This is a genomic window from Dysosmobacter sp. Marseille-Q4140, from assembly GCA_018228705.1.
Lineage (GTDB): Bacteria > Bacillota > Clostridia > Oscillospirales > Oscillospiraceae > Oscillibacter.
This window is the reverse complement of sequence record CP073694.1, coordinates 524,874-541,817: the sequence shown is the minus strand read 5'-3', so window position 1 is coordinate 541,817 and position 16,944 is coordinate 524,874. Positions and strand designations below refer to the sequence as shown.

The 16,944-nt window shown below is 56.0% G+C and carries 16 protein-coding genes and 1 pseudogene; 5 read left to right on the top strand and 12 right to left on the bottom strand.

Annotation, left to right across the window (positions count from 1 at the left end; translation table 11 throughout):
* The 5 genes from KFE19_02690 to KFE19_02670 all read right to left on the bottom strand — a co-directional run bounded on the left by KFE19_02690 (window position 1) and on the right by KFE19_02670 (window position 3,470).
* Window positions 1-303, bottom strand: coding sequence for a hypothetical protein (locus KFE19_02690; GenBank protein QUO38441.1), 303 nt, complete (start codon window positions 301-303; stop codon window positions 1-3).
* Window positions 304-581: 278 nt separating this feature from the next.
* Window positions 582-917, bottom strand: coding sequence for a type II toxin-antitoxin system RelE/ParE family toxin (locus tag KFE19_02685; protein QUO38440.1), 336 nt, complete (start codon window positions 915-917; stop codon window positions 582-584).
* Window positions 910-1,164, bottom strand: coding sequence for a type II toxin-antitoxin system prevent-host-death family antitoxin (locus KFE19_02680; protein ID QUO38439.1), 255 nt, complete (start codon window positions 1,162-1,164; stop codon window positions 910-912). The genes KFE19_02685 and KFE19_02680 overlap by 8 nt, the downstream gene beginning before the upstream one ends.
* Window positions 1,165-1,251: 87 nt before the next feature.
* On the bottom strand, window positions 1,252-3,057 hold the full coding sequence (locus KFE19_02675; protein ID QUO38438.1) for an SEL1-like repeat protein: 1,806 nt from the start codon (window positions 3,055-3,057) through the stop codon (window positions 1,252-1,254).
* Window positions 3,057-3,470, bottom strand: a complete 414-nt coding sequence (locus tag KFE19_02670) for a hypothetical protein (protein ID QUO38437.1) — start codon at window positions 3,468-3,470, stop codon at window positions 3,057-3,059. The genes KFE19_02675 and KFE19_02670 overlap by 1 nt, the downstream gene beginning before the upstream one ends.
* Before the next feature lie 480 nt (window positions 3,471-3,950).
* On the opposite strand from KFE19_02670, the gene KFE19_02665 reads away from it, so the two are divergent.
* Entirely contained in the window at window positions 3,951-5,138 is a 1,188-nt protein-coding gene (locus KFE19_02665; GenBank protein QUO38436.1) for an IS110 family transposase, read from the top strand.
* Between the two features lie 274 nt (window positions 5,139-5,412).
* On the opposite strand, the gene KFE19_02660 is transcribed toward KFE19_02665, so the two are convergent.
* From KFE19_02660 to KFE19_02650, 3 genes are read right to left on the bottom strand one after another with little or no spacing between them, the layout of a single operon-like run.
* Window positions 5,413-5,784: a hypothetical protein gene (locus tag KFE19_02660; protein ID QUO38435.1), complete on the bottom strand. Its 372-nt coding sequence runs from the start codon at window positions 5,782-5,784 to the stop codon at window positions 5,413-5,415.
* Window positions 5,778-6,218 carry a helix-turn-helix domain-containing protein gene (locus KFE19_02655; GenBank protein ID QUO38434.1) on the bottom strand — a complete coding sequence of 147 codons (441 nt, stop codon included), beginning with the start codon at window positions 6,216-6,218 and terminating at the stop codon, window positions 5,778-5,780. The genes KFE19_02660 and KFE19_02655 overlap by 7 nt, the downstream gene beginning before the upstream one ends.
* Window positions 6,215-6,424, bottom strand: coding sequence for a helix-turn-helix domain-containing protein (locus tag KFE19_02650; protein ID QUO38433.1), 210 nt, complete (start codon window positions 6,422-6,424; stop codon window positions 6,215-6,217). The genes KFE19_02655 and KFE19_02650 overlap by 4 nt, the downstream gene beginning before the upstream one ends.
* 503 nt (window positions 6,425-6,927) lie before the next feature.
* Between KFE19_02650 and KFE19_02645 the strand changes: the two genes are divergently transcribed.
* The 3 genes and pseudogenes from KFE19_02645 to KFE19_02635 all read left to right on the top strand — a co-directional run bounded on the left by KFE19_02645 (window position 6,928) and on the right by KFE19_02635 (window position 10,621).
* Entirely contained in the window at window positions 6,928-7,905 is a 978-nt protein-coding gene (locus KFE19_02645; GenBank protein ID QUO39502.1) for a hypothetical protein, read from the top strand.
* Between the two features lie 849 nt (window positions 7,906-8,754).
* A pseudogene (locus KFE19_02640) lies at window positions 8,755-10,205 on the top strand (DNA methylase).
* Window positions 10,202-10,621, top strand: a complete 420-nt coding sequence (locus KFE19_02635; protein QUO38432.1) for a hypothetical protein — start codon at window positions 10,202-10,204, stop codon at window positions 10,619-10,621. Before KFE19_02640 ends, KFE19_02635 begins: the two are co-directional and overlap by 4 nt.
* 155 nt (window positions 10,622-10,776) lie before the next feature.
* Here the strand turns inward: KFE19_02635 and KFE19_02630 are convergent, their stop codons facing one another.
* From KFE19_02630 to KFE19_02615, 4 genes are read right to left on the bottom strand one after another with little or no spacing between them, the layout of a single operon-like run.
* Complete coding sequence (locus KFE19_02630; GenBank protein ID QUO38431.1) at window positions 10,777-12,189, bottom strand: sodium:solute symporter family protein; 1,413 nt, start codon at window positions 12,187-12,189, stop codon at window positions 10,777-10,779.
* A gap of 60 nt (window positions 12,190-12,249) precedes the next feature.
* Window positions 12,250-13,455, bottom strand: a complete 1,206-nt coding sequence (locus tag KFE19_02625; protein QUO38430.1) for an MFS transporter — start codon at window positions 13,453-13,455, stop codon at window positions 12,250-12,252.
* A gap of 23 nt (window positions 13,456-13,478) precedes the next feature.
* A complete protein-coding gene (locus KFE19_02620; GenBank protein ID QUO38429.1) occupies window positions 13,479-14,669 on the bottom strand; it encodes an amidohydrolase family protein in 1,191 nt (396 codons plus the stop codon).
* Between the two features lie 14 nt (window positions 14,670-14,683).
* Window positions 14,684-15,877 carry an amidohydrolase family protein gene (locus KFE19_02615; protein ID QUO38428.1) on the bottom strand — a complete coding sequence of 398 codons (1,194 nt, stop codon included), beginning with the start codon at window positions 15,875-15,877 and terminating at the stop codon, window positions 14,684-14,686.
* Between the two features lie 220 nt (window positions 15,878-16,097).
* Between KFE19_02615 and KFE19_02610 the strand changes: the two genes are divergently transcribed.
* A complete protein-coding gene (locus KFE19_02610; GenBank protein ID QUO38427.1) occupies window positions 16,098-16,814 on the top strand; it encodes a helix-turn-helix transcriptional regulator in 717 nt (238 codons plus the stop codon).
* Window positions 16,815-16,944: the final 130 nt, after the last annotated feature.

The window sequence follows — 16,944 nt, the reverse complement described above, 5'->3', positions numbered from 1 at the left end:
CTATCCCTCCTTATTGGGGTCGAGCAGACTGCCGTCATCCTCGTCCAGGGACTCCAGGATCATGCGTACTCCTAACCGGAAGCCCAGGATAAAGTTTTCCAGGGCCATGGTGCTGCCGATCTCATTCTCCGCGTTGATAAGCCGGAGCAGCAGCGTTTTTTCTTTGTCCTCCAACAGAGCGGTGAGTTTCTCCTCGCACTCTGCTGACTGCTCCATAGCTTTTTTCAGGGCAGTCCCCGATTTGACAATTTGATCATTGGGGGTGATGTTTCCAAAGTACAGATTTTCCAGTGTGTCGCGCATGTGTGCCGCCTCCTTTTACGACTCGCCAAGCGCCTCGCTTCGCGCGGTTGCTCGCATACATGGAGCCTGCGGGCTCCTATCAGCAACACACAATACCCGAACTTTCTCCCAATAGCCACCCCAAACTTCAACTATTTTCAGAAAGTTATCATCTGCGGGCAGGAATTTATCTTTGTATTGCGGTCCAGATTTTGATATGCCTGCCATAGAAAAAACCGCCTGCATCTCTGCAGACGGTTCCGGTGACAAATCGTTTCTCCCTATGGAGAAGATTGTCTCTATTCGTTTGTTTCGTCGTCCTGCACATCTCCAAAGAGGATGCGAAGATAATCCCGGCGGCCGTAGAGCACACGATCCACATAGACATCGTTGTCAAGAACTCGGTAAAAAGTGAGGTAACTGCCGGTCACCAGGAAACGATAGTCACTCTCGACATCGGCAATCGAGGACAGGGACGTACCAATCAGACTGTGCTCCCGCAATCTGCGGATGTCCTTTGTGATGTTCCGTACCGTGGAGACCGCCGCGCTGGGATTTTCCAAATTCTTTGCGATATAGGACTTGATCCCGGCCAAATCAGCCTGCGCCTCGTCGGATAAATGCAGGTTATTCATCTGCGATTCCGAGATGTTTCTCTACGGCCTCCAGCGTCAACCAGCCCTTTTCCTCCCCGGACTTGCGGCCCTTGGCCAGTTCGTTCATCAGCCGGAGGGTGGCCTGTGTCCGCTCATAGTCCTGCATGTCCACGATGGCGTAGCGGCCCCGGCCATTCTTCGTCAGAAAAACCGGAGCGCCAACTGCCACGTCATGCAGAACCTCCGTGTAATTACGCAGATCAGAGATGGGTTTGATGTTCGGCATGGTATTCAGCCCCTTTCTTGCCCTTAGTATACCTCGATCTGCTGTAAAATTCAACAGCATTTTTTACTGCGGTTTCGTTGGCGATTGCTACCACCCCATGGTCATGCCGCCCATGTCCTGCCGGGGAGCTTCCTCATGATCGTCCGGCTTGTGGCCCATGGCGATCTTCTTTTCCCGGATTTTCCTCCGCAGCTTTCGGTCCACCTGCTGTCCTACCGGGGCGGCAGGGGGCACCGAGTTGTCACGAAAGATCTGACTCAGATGGTGGAGCAGTCGGGTGGCCGACAGGAACACATTGGGCCTGTGCGCCTGATCGAAGTGCTCCCCCAAAAAGGCGGCGTACTCGTTTCCCTGTTCTGCCGATTCATAGAAATACGCCCAGGCCTGCTCCCGATCCTGTTTGACATCCTGGCCGGCAAGGTACAGTTTTCCAAGAGCGTACTGGGCGTACTGGTTGCCCTGTTCGGCGGAGAACGTCAGGTAGTCTACCGCTTTGTGCACGTCTTTCGGGACATCTTTTCCTTCCAGATACAGCTTTCCCAGGCGGTAGGCGGCGCAGGAGTTCCCCTGCGCCGCCGCTTTCCCATACCAGGATACCGCCTCATCCGTTCTCTTTTGGCTTTGCAGGAACTTTCCCAGTGCGTACTGAGCGAAGTCATATCCCGCGTCCGCCGCCCGCCGGAACCACAGTTCCGCCTGCTGGTCATCGGGGAGAACGCCCCGCCCGTCCCGCCAGCACTTGCCCAGTTGGTAGGCGGCCAGGGAGAACCCTCTCTGCCAGAGCTGCTCCAGCACCTGCACCTGTTCCGCTTTTTCCTCCTCTGGATTTTCGTACTCCTCCAGTACCTCCTTGGCGCTCTGGTAGACCTCAGCCATCCGCCAGTTGGAGTTCCATGCGAAGTACACCGCATCCTGGTCCTCATCGACTTCATCTCTCATGCGTGCATCCTCGAAGGTAACCGTGCCAAGCCGGAGTCGTTCCGCCTCCCGGATGACCATGTTTTTGATGGCTTTGAACTCCTTCTGCTGGGAGAGGGGCAGACGCTCTCTGGGTGAATCCTTGTAGTAACGCTCCAGTTCATCACGGAGTTGATTCCACTGTTCATAACATTCTGTCACCTCCGGGACCTTGGCCAGTTCATCCACGATGGCGTCCACCTGCGCCTTCACCGGCTTTTTCAGGTAGCCGTAGACCTTTTTGCCCTTGTGCCCCTCCAGCATTCCGGCCAGCGTCTCCATCTGCTCCGCGATGACCGGACTGTGGCACAGGCCTGTCTCCATCTCCCGAATGAGCCGCCCCATGGCCTCCATCGCCGCATCCCGCACTTGGCTGTAGGACAGATCTTTTTTCTGGTAGAGAGACAGCAGCTCGTCCCGGAAGATCTCATTGGACAGCTGGGAGCGCATTTGTTCGATCCCTTTTTCCGTGAGATACCCCTGCTTTGGATCCGTCGACCAGACCATCATGTGGATGTGAGGGTGGTGCTTTTCGTCGTGGAAGGCGGCACACCAACGAAAATTGCTTGGCGGAATTTTCATCGCTGTCGCCAATTCTGTTTGATGAGCCAGCAATAATCTGCGCCAACTCTCACTGTTCTCGTAGCCCAGCCTGTGGGCATCCTCCCGCTTCAAAGAGTAGACGAAGGTCCACACCGGCCCGGTATGCCCGTTGATCTTCTCCATGGTTTTCTCCAGATCGGCGGGACCGTCGGCGGAGAACAGACCGTGAGAGCGGGGGCGCTGGGCCATGTATTCCAGGTAGCCGCCGCCGTCATGGGAGGGGGATGGAGCCTCGATCAACTCCACGCCCTCCCGGGTGGCGATGTATTCGGCGTAGTGACCGCCGCCGTTTCCCGGCTTGATGTAGCCCGACTTCTGGATCAACCCCGGCATCACTCAGCCCCCTTTTGGTAACGGACCGTGTCTTCGAAGCTGATCTCACCGTTGGTCTCCTTCACCTCTTTGACACAGCGGACGCGAGCTTTCCGCAGCTGATCCGGGTCAATCTCTATGTCGGCAGCCAGGATATTCCCCATGAGATTTTGGTCCACCGACAGCTTGAACAGCAGGTGTCCCATCCGTTTGCCCAGGGCTCCCAGCTTACCCTCCAGCACATCGGCGAGGACCCGCGGCAGGTATTCATCGGCAGATTCTGCGTCCAGGTAACCGGAGTAGAAACGGATGGCCTTTTCGATAAATTCATTTCTGGTGGAGCAGTTATCTTGCTGGTAGCGCGATTCCACTTCGGTCCAGGCGGATTCACTGAGCCAGACAGAATGTTTCTTATTTTCCTTTTTCAAATTCAAAATCCTCTCTTTATTGCATCAGCGCCGCCCGAAAGCCTGTCACAGCGGGGATTCAGGCGGCTTTTGAGAAAAAACAGCGCCAATCTCAAATCGGGTTGGTCGGAACAGCGCCAACTCCAACCCCTGAAACCGCCCGCACTGCGGGCGGAAGTGACCGCCCAGGCGCCATAAAAGCGCCAGGGCTTTCTCCTGCTATACTTTGGCTGTGGTCAAAAGCTGTGTATCTATGCAGAAATTCTGCATGCTAAACCTTGGTATCAACACCCGGTTGGGTGATGATATAATCGCCTCATGCAGGCAGAGGACCGCTTCTTTTCTCCTTGCGGTATATCCGCTTTAAGCAGCGTGCGGCCTCGCTCTTACAAGATTTCATTTATGAGCCGGATGCGGGAACACTTGTCCTCCGCCGATATCGAAGCAGGGTATGACTTGTAAGAAACATGAGGACTGCCTGTCACTATGACTTGAGGATGTGGTGGGATGTTTATCGTCGGGATCGATGTAGCCAAGCGGAATCACGAGGTCACGGTCATTACCTCAGCGGGGCAGGTGGTGTGCAAAGGGTTTCGCATTTCCAATACCTGCACCGGATACAACCGCATGATGGAGCGGCTTGGGAAACTGACCAACCTCAAGAGTCAGTTCATCTTTGCTATGGAGTCTACCGCTCACTATTGGTTAGCCCTGTACACTCGTCTCAAGAAAGATGGTCACCAGGTCATTATACTGAACCCCATCCAGACACACACCATGCGGGAGATGTTTCTCCGCAAATCAAAAACTGATGCAAAGGACTCTCTGGTTATTGCGGAGGTCATCCGCTTTGGCCGCTACGCAGCCAGCGATATTCCACAAGAAAAACTGTTGGCACTGAAGGAACTGTGCCGCAACCGCGCTTACCTGATGGACATGGCCAGCGATCTGAAACGGAAGACCGTTGCGATCCTGGACCGTGTCTTTCCAGAGTATGAAACACTGTTTGATTCCGTCTTTTGCAAGACATCCCTGGCTGTGCTGGCGAAATATCCCACGCCGGATAAGTTGTCCAGGGCCCAGTTGGGAAAGCTGACCGAAGTACTCCAAAAGAGCAGCAATGGGCGGTTTGGAGAGTGGAAGGCTCGCGAAATCAAAGAACTGGCTCACGGCAGCTTTGGTGTTGCGGATTGTGAGGGTGTCTACTCCACTCTGATCCAGCTGTTCTTGGAACAGATCCATACTCTGCTGGAAACTTGCAGTTCACTGGAAAGGCAAATCAATGAACTGCTTCTGCAGTTTGACACGACACTCACCACGATCCCCGGCGTCGGTACGCTCCTGGCGGCCACGATCCTCAGCGAGATCGGTGACATCTCCCGGTTCTCATCCGCAGATAAGCTGGCTGCGTATATAGGCGTAGACCCGGCTGTAAACCAATCCGGTGAATTTGTGGGTTCACATGTCCATATGTCCAAGCGAGGCTCCCCCTATTTACGCAGAGCAGTTTGGATGGCCTCTATGATCGCGGTCCAGCGTGATCCCATGTTCAAGGCATATTATGAGAAAAAAGCTTCCGAGGGGCTGCGCTACATGAACATCATTGGCCATGTGACAAAAAAGATGACCGCTGTCATCTATGCCATTATGCGGGACAACAAGGCCTATGTGCCTGTTATGCCTGTTGTGGCGTAACGGAGGGGCATTGTCTCTGTCCAGGCCCACTCAAAGTGGGTCCGGCTTTCTGCACCGTTTTTCATCTCGCAAGCATTCACTTTACCTGTATATTTTTTGCTTGACAAACACATAGCCGGCTGCTTTTCCTTTCGTCCTCCGTAAACCAGTTATGGGGCGGCAAATTCCCCGGATAGGCCTCCTCCACAGCGGTGGAACAACGGGCCAAATCCGCCCCGAAACCGCCGAGAGGGGCAGGGTCTCTGCCCCTCCTGAAATCGAGGCACACACCCCCTCACAGGCCGCTACACGGGGAGAGTCGCTTGCTGCAGGGAACGGCGTACTGCGGCAGAAAGATCCGGCAGTATTCCTCCGGCCCGGACACCAGATGCCGGCGCATCATCTCGCCACACTGAAACATCTGGAACACCGCATTTCGATAGCAGGCCTTGATCTCCTCACGGCACTCCCTTGCAAAGATTCTTTGCTCATCTGTCAGGGTTCCGCGGTTCTCATCGCAGAGGAACAGGGCTACCGCATCTTCGTCGATAGGTTCCTCGTGCGTACGGTTCCACCTGTTGACGATGTGCCGCCGCATGTCTATGGTGCGCCGTGCTGACAGAGATGGGTCCTGCTCGATCAGGCAGTCGATCATCTGCATCAGCATCCGGATGCACGCTCCTTTCTCTCCAGCGCCGCCATGCGCTGCTCCGCTCTCTGTCGTTCCAGCGCCAGGTCAGCTACGTGGAGCTGCCGCTCATAGAACTGTTCGATGGACATCTGGATGGGCAGGATGTAGTAACGCAGACAGCCGTTGAGGGTGCGGCCGTCCCGGGTGGTGACGGTGGTGCGCTCCGTCCGGATCAGGCCCCGATCCTCCAGTTCGGTCACATACTTGCGCACCGTGTTGACGCTCATCCCCACCGCCTCTCCGATGGTCCGGTAGCTGGCCACGCACTGGTAGGTCCTCCGGTCCTCCCGATGGAGGAGAAATCCGTAGACTGCGATCGCCCCGGCGGACAGTCCCAGGGAGAAGATCTCGTTGGGGAGGGGGAAGTAGTTCTTGATGGGATCCCGCTTGGGCCAGTGCTGTTTTCTCATTTGGCACCTCCCGACTGTCCCTCCGCCCACTGAATGAACTTCTCTTTCGGAACTACCATACGGCTCCCCACCCGCAGCGTGGGGAAGCCGGGGTCATTGAGCAGCTCGTAGGCGGTGGAGATGGACACGCCCAGCACCTGCGCCACCATCCTGGCGTTGAGGAACAGGGGCAGATCGTCGTAGGACTTGTAGACAGACAGTTTCAATGCTTAGTACCTCCGGTGTTTCAAATTCAGAGAAAAAATTTCTTGCGTTTCGGAGGTCTCTCTGTTAAACTGGGACACAGATCAGGCTGTGTTTTCCGAAACGCGGCAGGCCGCTGAACTGTTGCAGCAGTTCGGCGGTCTTTTTTGCAGGAGCTGTCTTTTTAGATCTGTCTGGCCATGCACCATACCCGTTCCTGCCCTGCGGCCTTGTTTGACCAACACAGCGTTTTCTTCCCCTTGGTATGCTCGACCGCTCCTTCTATGACGGCGTCCTGGCATTACTTCTCTGGGGAGTATCGTCTCTGATGATGGGTATTCGGTTTTCAAGGTGCCGTTCCGAATGTTTGGGACCAATTCCCCGTTGACAATCGGATTTGCGGGTGTTAGACTATTGTAAGATTATTTTGACAGCTCCTTTTCAACTGTATCGTAACATGATTTCCAGCCGCTGTCAAGACTATCTTAAAAATAATTTATGATTGTCTATTTCGGAGGACGCCGACATGTGGTATGCCAAGATGTACTTCTCTGAGAAAAAAGAGGTTTTCCAATTTGATAGCCACGGGGTTCAGGGCGTTCCCTCGACCTACGAGGAATTCCCGTTCCTGGAGAGCCTGCTGTCTTTTCTGGAGGCGGACTGTAAGGAGCTGGAGCCCCTGCTGCGGCGGGCTTATGAGAATTGGTCCCTTCTGATCGATAGGGATGATAGAGATGCTGGGGTCCGTACCTTGATGGACCTGGGTGACCTTGGGAGCCGGCATATCTACCTGCATCTTCTGTATGTGCGCTGGTTTGAGCGGTTTGGACGAATGGGGATCACCCAGGACCGGGGAAGCAGGGAGGATCAGCAGATGCTGGAGGAGCTGCAGAGCCTTCCGAAGCAGCTCCCACTGTATCAGCAGCAGGTACAGCGTTTCTTTGATCTCGTTTTGGATGTGGACAAGGCGGGGCGCGATCCCCAGCAGCAGGCATCGGCCCACTATCTCTACGATGCGCCCAAGGACCCGTCTCTGTTCTCCTTCCGGCCCATCCCCCTCAGCTTTGAACCGGTGGAGCCGGGGCGGTGCTCGCCAGTCCTGTATCCCCTCCACATTTCGGATATGATCGATTACTCCCTGCGCAGCTGTGTGGAGCGCGGGATCACCGTCCGGCGGTGCAAGAACTGCGGACGGTGGTTCCCCCAGACAGGCCGGGTCAGCGCGGAGTACTGCGAGCGCCCGGTGGCCTCCGGCCAGCAGACCTGCCGGGAGGCCGGGGCCTTCCAGCAGTGGACCAAGAAACAGTCTGACGATCCGGTGTTCAAGGCCTACCGCAAGGAGTACAAGAAACGCTTTGCCTGGATCAAGGCCGGCCGTATCACCGACGAGCAGTTCTACGCCTGGAGCGAACAGGCCAGAGAGATGAAAAAGAAATGCGACCGGGAGGTCATCACCCTGGAGGAGTTCCAGGATTGGCTGAAGAACGCAAAGGTGCCGCTCTGATAGCGGCCTGTTTCAAAACGGAGAAAGGGACTGGCCGGAGGCCAGTCCCTTGTATTCTTTGACTCAGCGATGCAGTTTTTGATGGGGTCATATGTGCTTAGACTCTCTATTTCCGAGTCTATGACTCCGTCTCATAGGGCCAGGTGCTGATGCCGCCGAATTTGTAGGTACCAATTTAGTTGAATTATTATTTCCATTCAAGTGGTAGGACAAATCCGTTACGGGAATTAACATTCTGATTTCAATTTGACCAGCGGTAACTTAACACAGAAGTGAAAGCTTATATTGAGAGCCCTCTGTCAATCCACTTGCTTTAAAAATGGAATCAACGAGTTCTTGATATTCTTTGCCGGGCTTGTAATACTTTGTGTCTTTTACTATGGAAAAATCGACTTTCCCAATATCCACATAAGAGCGGATGCGAAAAGCTGCTATTACAAATGCCCTGTAAAATTTCCTGCTTATTTCTCCGTGTTCATATCGGATTCGTTGTAGTTCACACAGGCTGCTCAAAAGCTCATAAGAGCAGATGTCTGTGTCATGCGTGTGGTGCCAAACGACAATGCGACGGTAGACACTCCAACGTATACATTTTAGACTGTATTCGCTGACTCCCCGCTGGCGCATAGCCTCCAGCACTCCGTTTACTGCATCTTCTATCCTTTGCAAAGCATACACCCCCTGTTATATTTGGTGTTCCAAGTATAACAGGTAATGCCGATATTTACTTGAATTCCTCTTGTATTTCAACCTTTTCTAAATTATATCGGCATTTCTTTTTCCTCGGCATTATTCAAAAAAAGCCGAATTCGGCTTTTCTTGAAGTCCTTCTACGCCTCCGTGGAGTGCATGGAGCGGGGCTTGGACCCCATGACCACGAATCTGGTGGTGGCGGATGCCTCCAGAACGGAGAAAACCATCTGCCTTGCTGTCAGCCCCTCCCTGAAATCCTACGGTATCCCGGGACGAGCCCGGCTGTTCGAGGTCATCCAAAAGGTAGAGGCCGTTAATGCGGAGCGCCGCCGACAGGTCCCAGGCCATGTCCTTCTTCATGGTGGCTATGACAATATTGTGACCCAGGCTCACCCAGAGGAGAGCCTCAACTACATCGTGGCGCCCCCCAGAATGGCTCTCTATATCCAATACAGCACCCGCATTCACGAAGTGTACCTGAAATACGTGTCTCAGGAAGATATGATTGTCTATTCCATTGATGAGGTGATGATGGACGTCACCAACTACCTGGACACCTACCATATGACGGCCCGGGAGCTGGCCCGAACCATCATCCTGGATGTGCTGCACACTGTGGGCATCACCGCTACAGCCGGAATCGGCCCCAACCTGTACCTTTGTAAAGTTGCCATGGACATCATGGCGAAACACATCAAGCCGGACAAGAACGGCGTCCGGATCGCCCAGCTCAATGAGAGGACCTACCGGCAGCTGCTCTGGAATCACCGGCCCTTAACGGATTTTTGGAGAGTGGGGAAAGGATACGCCCGGAAGCTGGAGGCCCAGGGACTCTACACCATGGGGGATATTGCCCGCTGTCTATTGGAAAGTCCACAGACCACTACAATGAGGACCTGCTCTACAAGCTCTTCGGCGTCAACGCGGAACTGCTTGTCGACCACGCCTGGGGCTGGGAGCCCTGCACCATCGCCGACGTCAAAGCCTACCGCCCGGAAAACCGCTGCCTCTGCTCCGGCCAGGTGCTGCAGTATCCCTATCCCTATGACAAGGCCAAGCTGGTGGTACGGGAGATGGCGGAGATGGTTTCCCTGGACCTTCTGGAGAAGGGGTTGGTGACAGACCAGCTGGAGCTGACAATCGGCTACGACCGGGAAAACATCGACAGCGGCCGGTACCAGGGAGAGACAAAGACGGATCTGTACGGCCGGAGGATTCCCAAGCACGCCCACGGCACCGCCAATCTCCACCGGCAGACCTCGTCGGAAAAGCTGATTACCGGGGCGGTTCTGGAGTTATATGAGAAATGCGTGGACCCGAAACTCACCATCCGGCGTATCACCATCGGGGCCAACAAGCTGGTGGAGGAGAGTGCCGCGAAAAAACGCGAAGTTCCGCAGCAGCTGGACCTCTTCACCGACTACACAGCTTTGGAGAAAGCGGCGGAGGAGGAAGACACCGCCCTGGAGAAAGAACGGCGGATCCAGAAAGCGGTGTTGGGTATCAAACAGAAATTCGGCAAGAACGCCATCTTGAAGGCCTCCAGTCTGGAGGATGGCGCCACGGCAAAAGAGCGAAATCACCAGATCGGAGGCCACAAGGCATGAGAGGACCCTACGACGACATCATCGACCTGCCCCATCCCATGTCCCAGAAGCACCCCCGGATGTCCATGCATGACCGGGCAGCCCAATTTTCTCCCTTTGCCGCACTGACCGGACACGGGGCTGCCATTGCAGAGAGAGAGCGGGAGACCGCCGCCTGGACGGACCTGGAGGAGGACGAACGGGAGCATCTCAACCGGCAGCTGTGTATCCTCCGGGATCGTCTGGAGGAGCGGCCGGAGGTGGCCATCACCTACTTTGTGCCGGACAGCCGGAAAGCGGGGGGCGCCTACGTGACCATCCGCGGTGTCGCGCGGAAGATGGACCTGACGGAGCAGGTCATTCAAATGGCGGACCGGTCCCGGGTCCCCATCGCTCAGATGCGAAGTATTGAATTTGCAGAAGAAGCGCATCCCTGAATCCCGGCAGCATCAAAACAGCCGCAAGCCATCGCAAAATAGCTTGCGGCTGTTTTCCTGCCGACAGAAGCGGGCATAAGATTTTTCCGCCGGGGCCCTTGGGGAATTTCCCGCGCGTGCTGCTGAAAAGGCAACGGCCCTGTGAAAACGAGATGTTAGATTTCGGCAGACAACTCCCTGCGGGCGCCCTTGTCCAGAAGAGAGACCGCCAGGATGACCACGAGGCTTACCACCAGGCCGAATACATTGGAGGGAAGGGAAGCGAATGCAGCCGGACGGAATTGCGGAAAATACTCCCAGAACAGGCTCAGTACCACCGTCACCAGGATACTGGCCAGGGCGGCGCGCTTTGTCACGAACTTGCTGTGCAGGCCGAACACCATGGGCAGGAAAGCGGATACGGAGTAGAAGAGGCCTCCCACATAGCACACGTCGATAATGTTGCTGGAGAGCAGGGAGATGCCCAGACTGAACACAGCGGTGATATAGACCAGCGCCCGCATGAGGCGAAGCTGTGCCTTGTCGGAGCTGTTGCGCCCGCAGGTGGGCTTCCAGATGTCGTTGACAATAAGGGTGGAGACGGCGTGCAGAATACTGGTGCCGGTGGAGATCGTGGCGGCAAACACGCCAGCAAGGCCCAGGCCCAACAGGCCGTGGGGGAAGAAGTTTACCAGCACCTCCGGGAAAACGGTGTTCGTGTCTTCAATGCCGGGCAGCAGGACCGAAGCCGCCACGCCGATGAGCCCCAGCGCCACAGAGATGACCACGTAGAAGCCTGCGGTAAACACAGCGGCGAATACGGCTGTACCTTCATTCCGGGAGGAGACCATCCGCTGCACGTAGTTTTGGTTGGTGGAGTAGGAGAGCGCGCACATGAGAACCCAGCTCATCGGTGTCCAGAAGCCCAGACCGTCCATGCGCAGAAAGCCCTCGGGCAGCCGCTCTGTGATGTTGGTGTAGCCGCCGCCGGCACTCAGCGTCACCGGCACGGCGATGAGCACGGAGAGTACGATAATGACGAAGAGCACGGAGTCGGTATTCACCACGCTGCGCAGTCCGCCGCTTGTCAGCAGGACCACCAGGGCCATGCTGATGATGAGGGAGAGGGTGAGGTCCAGTCCGGAGAGCACGTGCAGCACCGTACAGGAGACGGTGAACTGTACGGAGAGCGTGGCCACCGAGGTGCACACATGCATGATGCAGGTGATGTACTTGACGGCGGGGGAGTAGCGTTTGCCCAGGTACTCGGGAAGGGTCGCGCTGCCCATGGTGTTGAGGCTGCGGGCCAGCAGGAGTCCGATGAGCAGGAAAGCCGGAGCCGCAGCCAGGTTCCACCATGCGCCGCTCATGCCGGAGAGGTAACAGGTCCCGATGGCCCCCACCAGGCCGCTCCCGCCGAAATCCGTGGCGGCCATGGAGAAACCGGCCTGAATTTTGTTGATCCCCTTGCCGGCCAGCTGGAATTCGCGGCTGGTGTTGTCCCGATGGGAGCGCCTGGCAGATAACCAGCCGATGATTACCACCGGGACCAGGGTGATGGCAAATGCAAGGTAGTCTATGATGTTCATGATCCTGATTCCTTTTCCTGTGTCCCATGCCCCGTGGAGAGCGGAGCATGGGGCACTGATTTACGCTTTTACGTACTTTTTCTCATAGAGATGCAGCAGCACGCAGCAGACGACCACCAGCGCCATGGCCCCGATGGTGAGCATCCAGATGTAGTGATATCCCGCGCTGCCATACTGGTCCAGCCACTTGCCGCACAGCGTGTACAGCCAAAGGTCGGAGGAGTAGCCGATGGCGGAGCAGATGCCCATTGCCGTACCGGTGATGCTCATGGGCATCTTGGCTTCCGGAATGGGGGTGTACATGCCGCTTCGCGTGCTACCCAGCATGGACGAGAAGAGAATGCAGAGGATAAAGGCCAGCACCATGAGGCTGCTGTCCATGGGCACGGCGATGAGGCCGCCGAGAACCACCATCATGGCAACCGAGAAGATGCTGAGGAATTTCGGCGTCTTCAGCTTGTCCAGCAGCAGACCGCCTGCGGTGGCCAGCAGAACCCGGGCCACGTAGCGGTTGTAGATGGAATAGCCTGTTGCCACGGTGACATTCATACCGTAGTTCTCAGAGAGCATGGGGTTGAGATAGGTGCTGCAGGACAAGGCCATGAAAAGTCCCATGACGATGAAGCCGTTGATCCACGTGACGGGATGGCGCAGGGCCTTACCGGCCATGCTGATCCGGAATCTGTCAGAGCTCACGCCCCGTACATCCGCATCCTTGACGAAAAGCCCGATGACGACAGCCACGATAATCAGGATCACAGCGTAGATGGCCTGCACGATGCGGAAGCTGGGGAGGTTGCCCAGGATTCCCAGAATGCCGTAGGAGCAGATGATGCTCACTGCGGCACTGCAGGTCTCGAAGAAGCCGAAGATCTTGCCCTCATCAGCGTCGGTACCCTGCGCCCGGATAAGTTTGAGAAAAGCGGACCAGTGGATGAAGGTGGTGGAGACACCCAGTGCCAGGTAGCAGATGAGCAGAATCGTGTACCCCTGCAGAAAGCAGATGCAAAGGCCGATGACAGCCGTCAGAAGCTGGGAGATGATGACCAGCTTCTTGGGGCTGAACCGGTCAGCCAGCAGGCCGCCGAAGAGGTAGCCGGGGACCGCGGTGAGGCCGAACATGGCGATCAGATTTCCCACCTGGGCATTGGTGAGCCCGAAGGCCTCCATAAACTGCGTGTAGAACGTGGAGCTGAGGTACGGATACGTATAGCACAGTGTGCTCAGGGTCATGACGGCTATGAGTACATATTTTCTCGTTTTCATGTGATTCCCTCCTGTACCGGCCGTTACACGGCGCGTTTTCCGCCGACAATGACATGGGCCGGCAGCTTGGTCATGACATCGATGTCCTCATCGGGCTTGCCGTCCACCACGCAGAAGTCGGCCCACTTTCCGGCCTTGATCGTGCCGGCTTTGTCCAGCACGCCTGCGATCTTGGCACTGTTGACGGTTGCCTGACGCAGAAGCTCGATGTTCGACAGGCCCAGGGCCTTGCGGGCTATGAACTCCAGTCCCGGATAACGGTCAAAGCTGGTCCGGTCGGCATCGCTGCCCCAGCCCACCAGGACGCCTGCCCGGTAGGCCTTTGCCAGATTCACGCAGAGGTTTTCAAAGATCTTGCCGGTGCGGTCTTTCATATACTGCGGCACAGCACCGGTTTGGTCGGTGAGAATTCCGTGCATGACGCCCAGCGTGGGGATGATGACGGTTTTGCCGTTGGCCTTCAGATAAGCCTCGATGCACTCGTCATCCAGATAGGTGCTGTGTTCCACGGTGTAAACTCCGGTTTCAATGCAGGCGAGAATACCCGGTTTGCCGTGGCAGTGGGCGGCCACATAGGTGCCGCAGGCAGCGGCGCCGTCCACCATGGCCTGCAGTTCCTCCCGGGTGCAGAGCATTGCCTGAGGGTCGCCCCCTTCGTTCATCATGGCACCGGTGACCATGTACTTAACGAAGCTGGCGCCGTGGGCAACGTCGTCCCGGCAGACCTCCAGGGCGTACTGGGGACCGTCGAACTCCCGGTAGACAGGGCCGAACTGCGCATTTCCGGGAGCCCGGGGACTGTTGCAGGCACCGGAGAAGATATAGTGCGGCCCGATGGCCAGACCCCGGTCAAAGACCTCCCGGATATAGCGCCCGCCCCAGTAGGCGATGCCGCAGTCCCGCAGGAAGGTGTAGCCGTTGCGCAGGTAGTCCTGCACATAGTCGATGCCGTCCACCAGGCTCTGCTCCGGCGTGCGTATGGCAATCTGTTCGACGATCATTCTGTCAAAATTCGCGTGCATGTGGAGATCGAAGAGCCCAGGCAGGACCGTCATATTCTTCATGTCCAGTACTTCCGCGCCCTCCGGCATCGGGGCTTTGCCCACGGGATAGATTCCTTCAATGATTCCGTTTTCATAGGCGATATCTCCGTACTCACCCTCATAGCCCTCGGTGAGATCGGCAATCAGCCTGCAGTTTCTGAGAATTGTCATATTCAGCCTCCTATTTAGTCCTGAAATATTCGTCCTTCTTTGAAGACATATACGGGGTAGTGACTCATGACGTTCATGTCCTCATCGGGCTTGCCGTCGAATACACAAAGATCCGCCAGCTTTCCGGCCTTGATGGTGCCGCAGACATCATCCATGCCAACGATGGCTGCGCTCTCAATGGTGGCCTCCCGGAGGATCTCCACTGGATCAATGCCAAACTCGGCCCGGGCGAGGAATTCGATGCCCGTGTGCTCCAGGGCATTCCTGAGATCCAGATCGGTGCCGAAGCCCACCCGCACGCCTGCTTCGGCACCCAGCTTTGCGCTGGCGGCCATGTGGCCGATGGCGTCCCGGGATTTGTCGATGAACTCCTGAGTGGTATTGCCAGCGTAGTCTTTTACCAGAGTGTAAGGCATGGAGAAGGTGGGGATGATGCCTCCGGTCTTGTACTTGATCATGAGCTCCGCGCTCTCCTCGGTCATATACGAGGCGTGCTCGATGGTGTACACGCCTGCTTTTACCGCCTCGTTGATGCCCCGGGTGCCGTGGCAGTGGGCGGCAATGTAGGTGCCCAGGCTGTCTGCTGCCCGGACGATGGCGGAGAGTTCCTCCGGTGTGGTCACCATGGCTCCCGGCTCACCGCCCAGATTCAGCACGGCACCGGTACACATGTATTTGATAAAGTCCACACCGTTTTCCATCTCCTCACGGCAGACCTTCATCATCTCACTGGGGGTGTCCACCTCTTTATAGAGTGTGCCGAAAGAGGAGTTGCCCTTGGTGGTGGGGGAGAGAATTTTGCCGGATGTGATGACGCGGCTGCCGGTGATGGTGCCGTCGGCAATATAGTCCCGTACGGCCACGCTGGCATAGTAGTCGTTGCCGCAGTCGCGGATGGTGGTGAAGCCCAGGCGGAGATACTCCTTGGCATAGCGCACGCAGTCCATCAGGTATTGGTTCTGCGGCCGCAGCATCAGGTAGTTCCAATCCTGATTAACCACCATCAGGTGTGCGTGCAGGTCAAAAAAGCCGGGCAGCAGCGTCATGCCCTTGATATCCAGCGTCTTCGCTCCCTGGTGCGCCGGAGCCTGTCCCACAGGATAAATCCCTTCAATCCGTCCGTTTTCCAGGGTAACGTCGGCAAATTCCCCGTCATAGTCCTCGGTCAGTGCGCTTACAAGGCGGCAGTTGTGCAGTATCGTCATCATGTTTCCTCCTTACTTGGTTTATTCTGCTTTAAATAGGTAAAGTATAGCACTGCCAGCAGAAGCTTACAAATTGTGGTTATGTCTTATAAAGGGAAAGAAACCGCCTATATTCCACTTGCAGTGGAATATAGGCGGTGATATAATATATTTGTTTATTTACTTCGCAGATTTTGGGAAATTCGGAAGAAAAGTTTCTTTTAAGTGGAATTGAGGTGCCTATATGGAGGAAATATGCAAAACTGTGGGAGCGCGGATCCGTTTTCTGCGCCGCCAGCAGGGCTATACGCTCACCGGCTTTGCTGAGGCCCTCAGCCGGGGCAAGTCCACAGTGTCCAAGTACGAGCGGGGAGAGATCTCCATTGACATTGTCACCCTCTCGGAAATTGCGCAGGTGCTGGGGGTGAGCCTGGTCTCACTGGTGGACACAACGGAACCGCAGGATGTGGAGCGGCTTTTCAAGCCCGGGGAGGATGAAGCTGCGGAGCATATGGAGCGCTACTACCTCTATTTCAACTCCGCCCATGTAGGAAAGCCATACCTCTCCTATAACGCCCTCTTTCTGGGAGAACGCACGGCGCGTATCTTTGCCGAGATCCCCGATGATGAGAATGTCTACTCATACCGGAGCTGTTACAGCGGCCGGGTGCGCCGGGCAGATTCCTTTGTGCGGGTTATGGCAGTGAACCCTGTGCACGCGGATGATCTTGCAATCCTTGAGTTCCGGAGGACTATCAAGCCTGTCAGAGCGCAGATCGGCTTTTTCTGCACACTGTCGATTGCCGGCTGGTTCCCCATGGCCAATAAGGCTCTCATCTCCTCGGTGCCCCTGCATGATGAGGAATGGATCCGCCGTCAGCTCACCATTACCAACGCGGATATACGCGAGATCAAGGCACGCAACGCCTTCTTTGCCCCGGCTGTGAACTTTGAGCTGTAAACCCTATATGCTTCCAAATGGGAACTGCCATGGGAAAAGAATCTTACCCCATGGCAGTTCTCTGTTTTTTCAGGTGTTTTAGGAAGCGGAGGCCGGCAGAGGCAGACAAGGCGCAACCCTTTCAATTTTA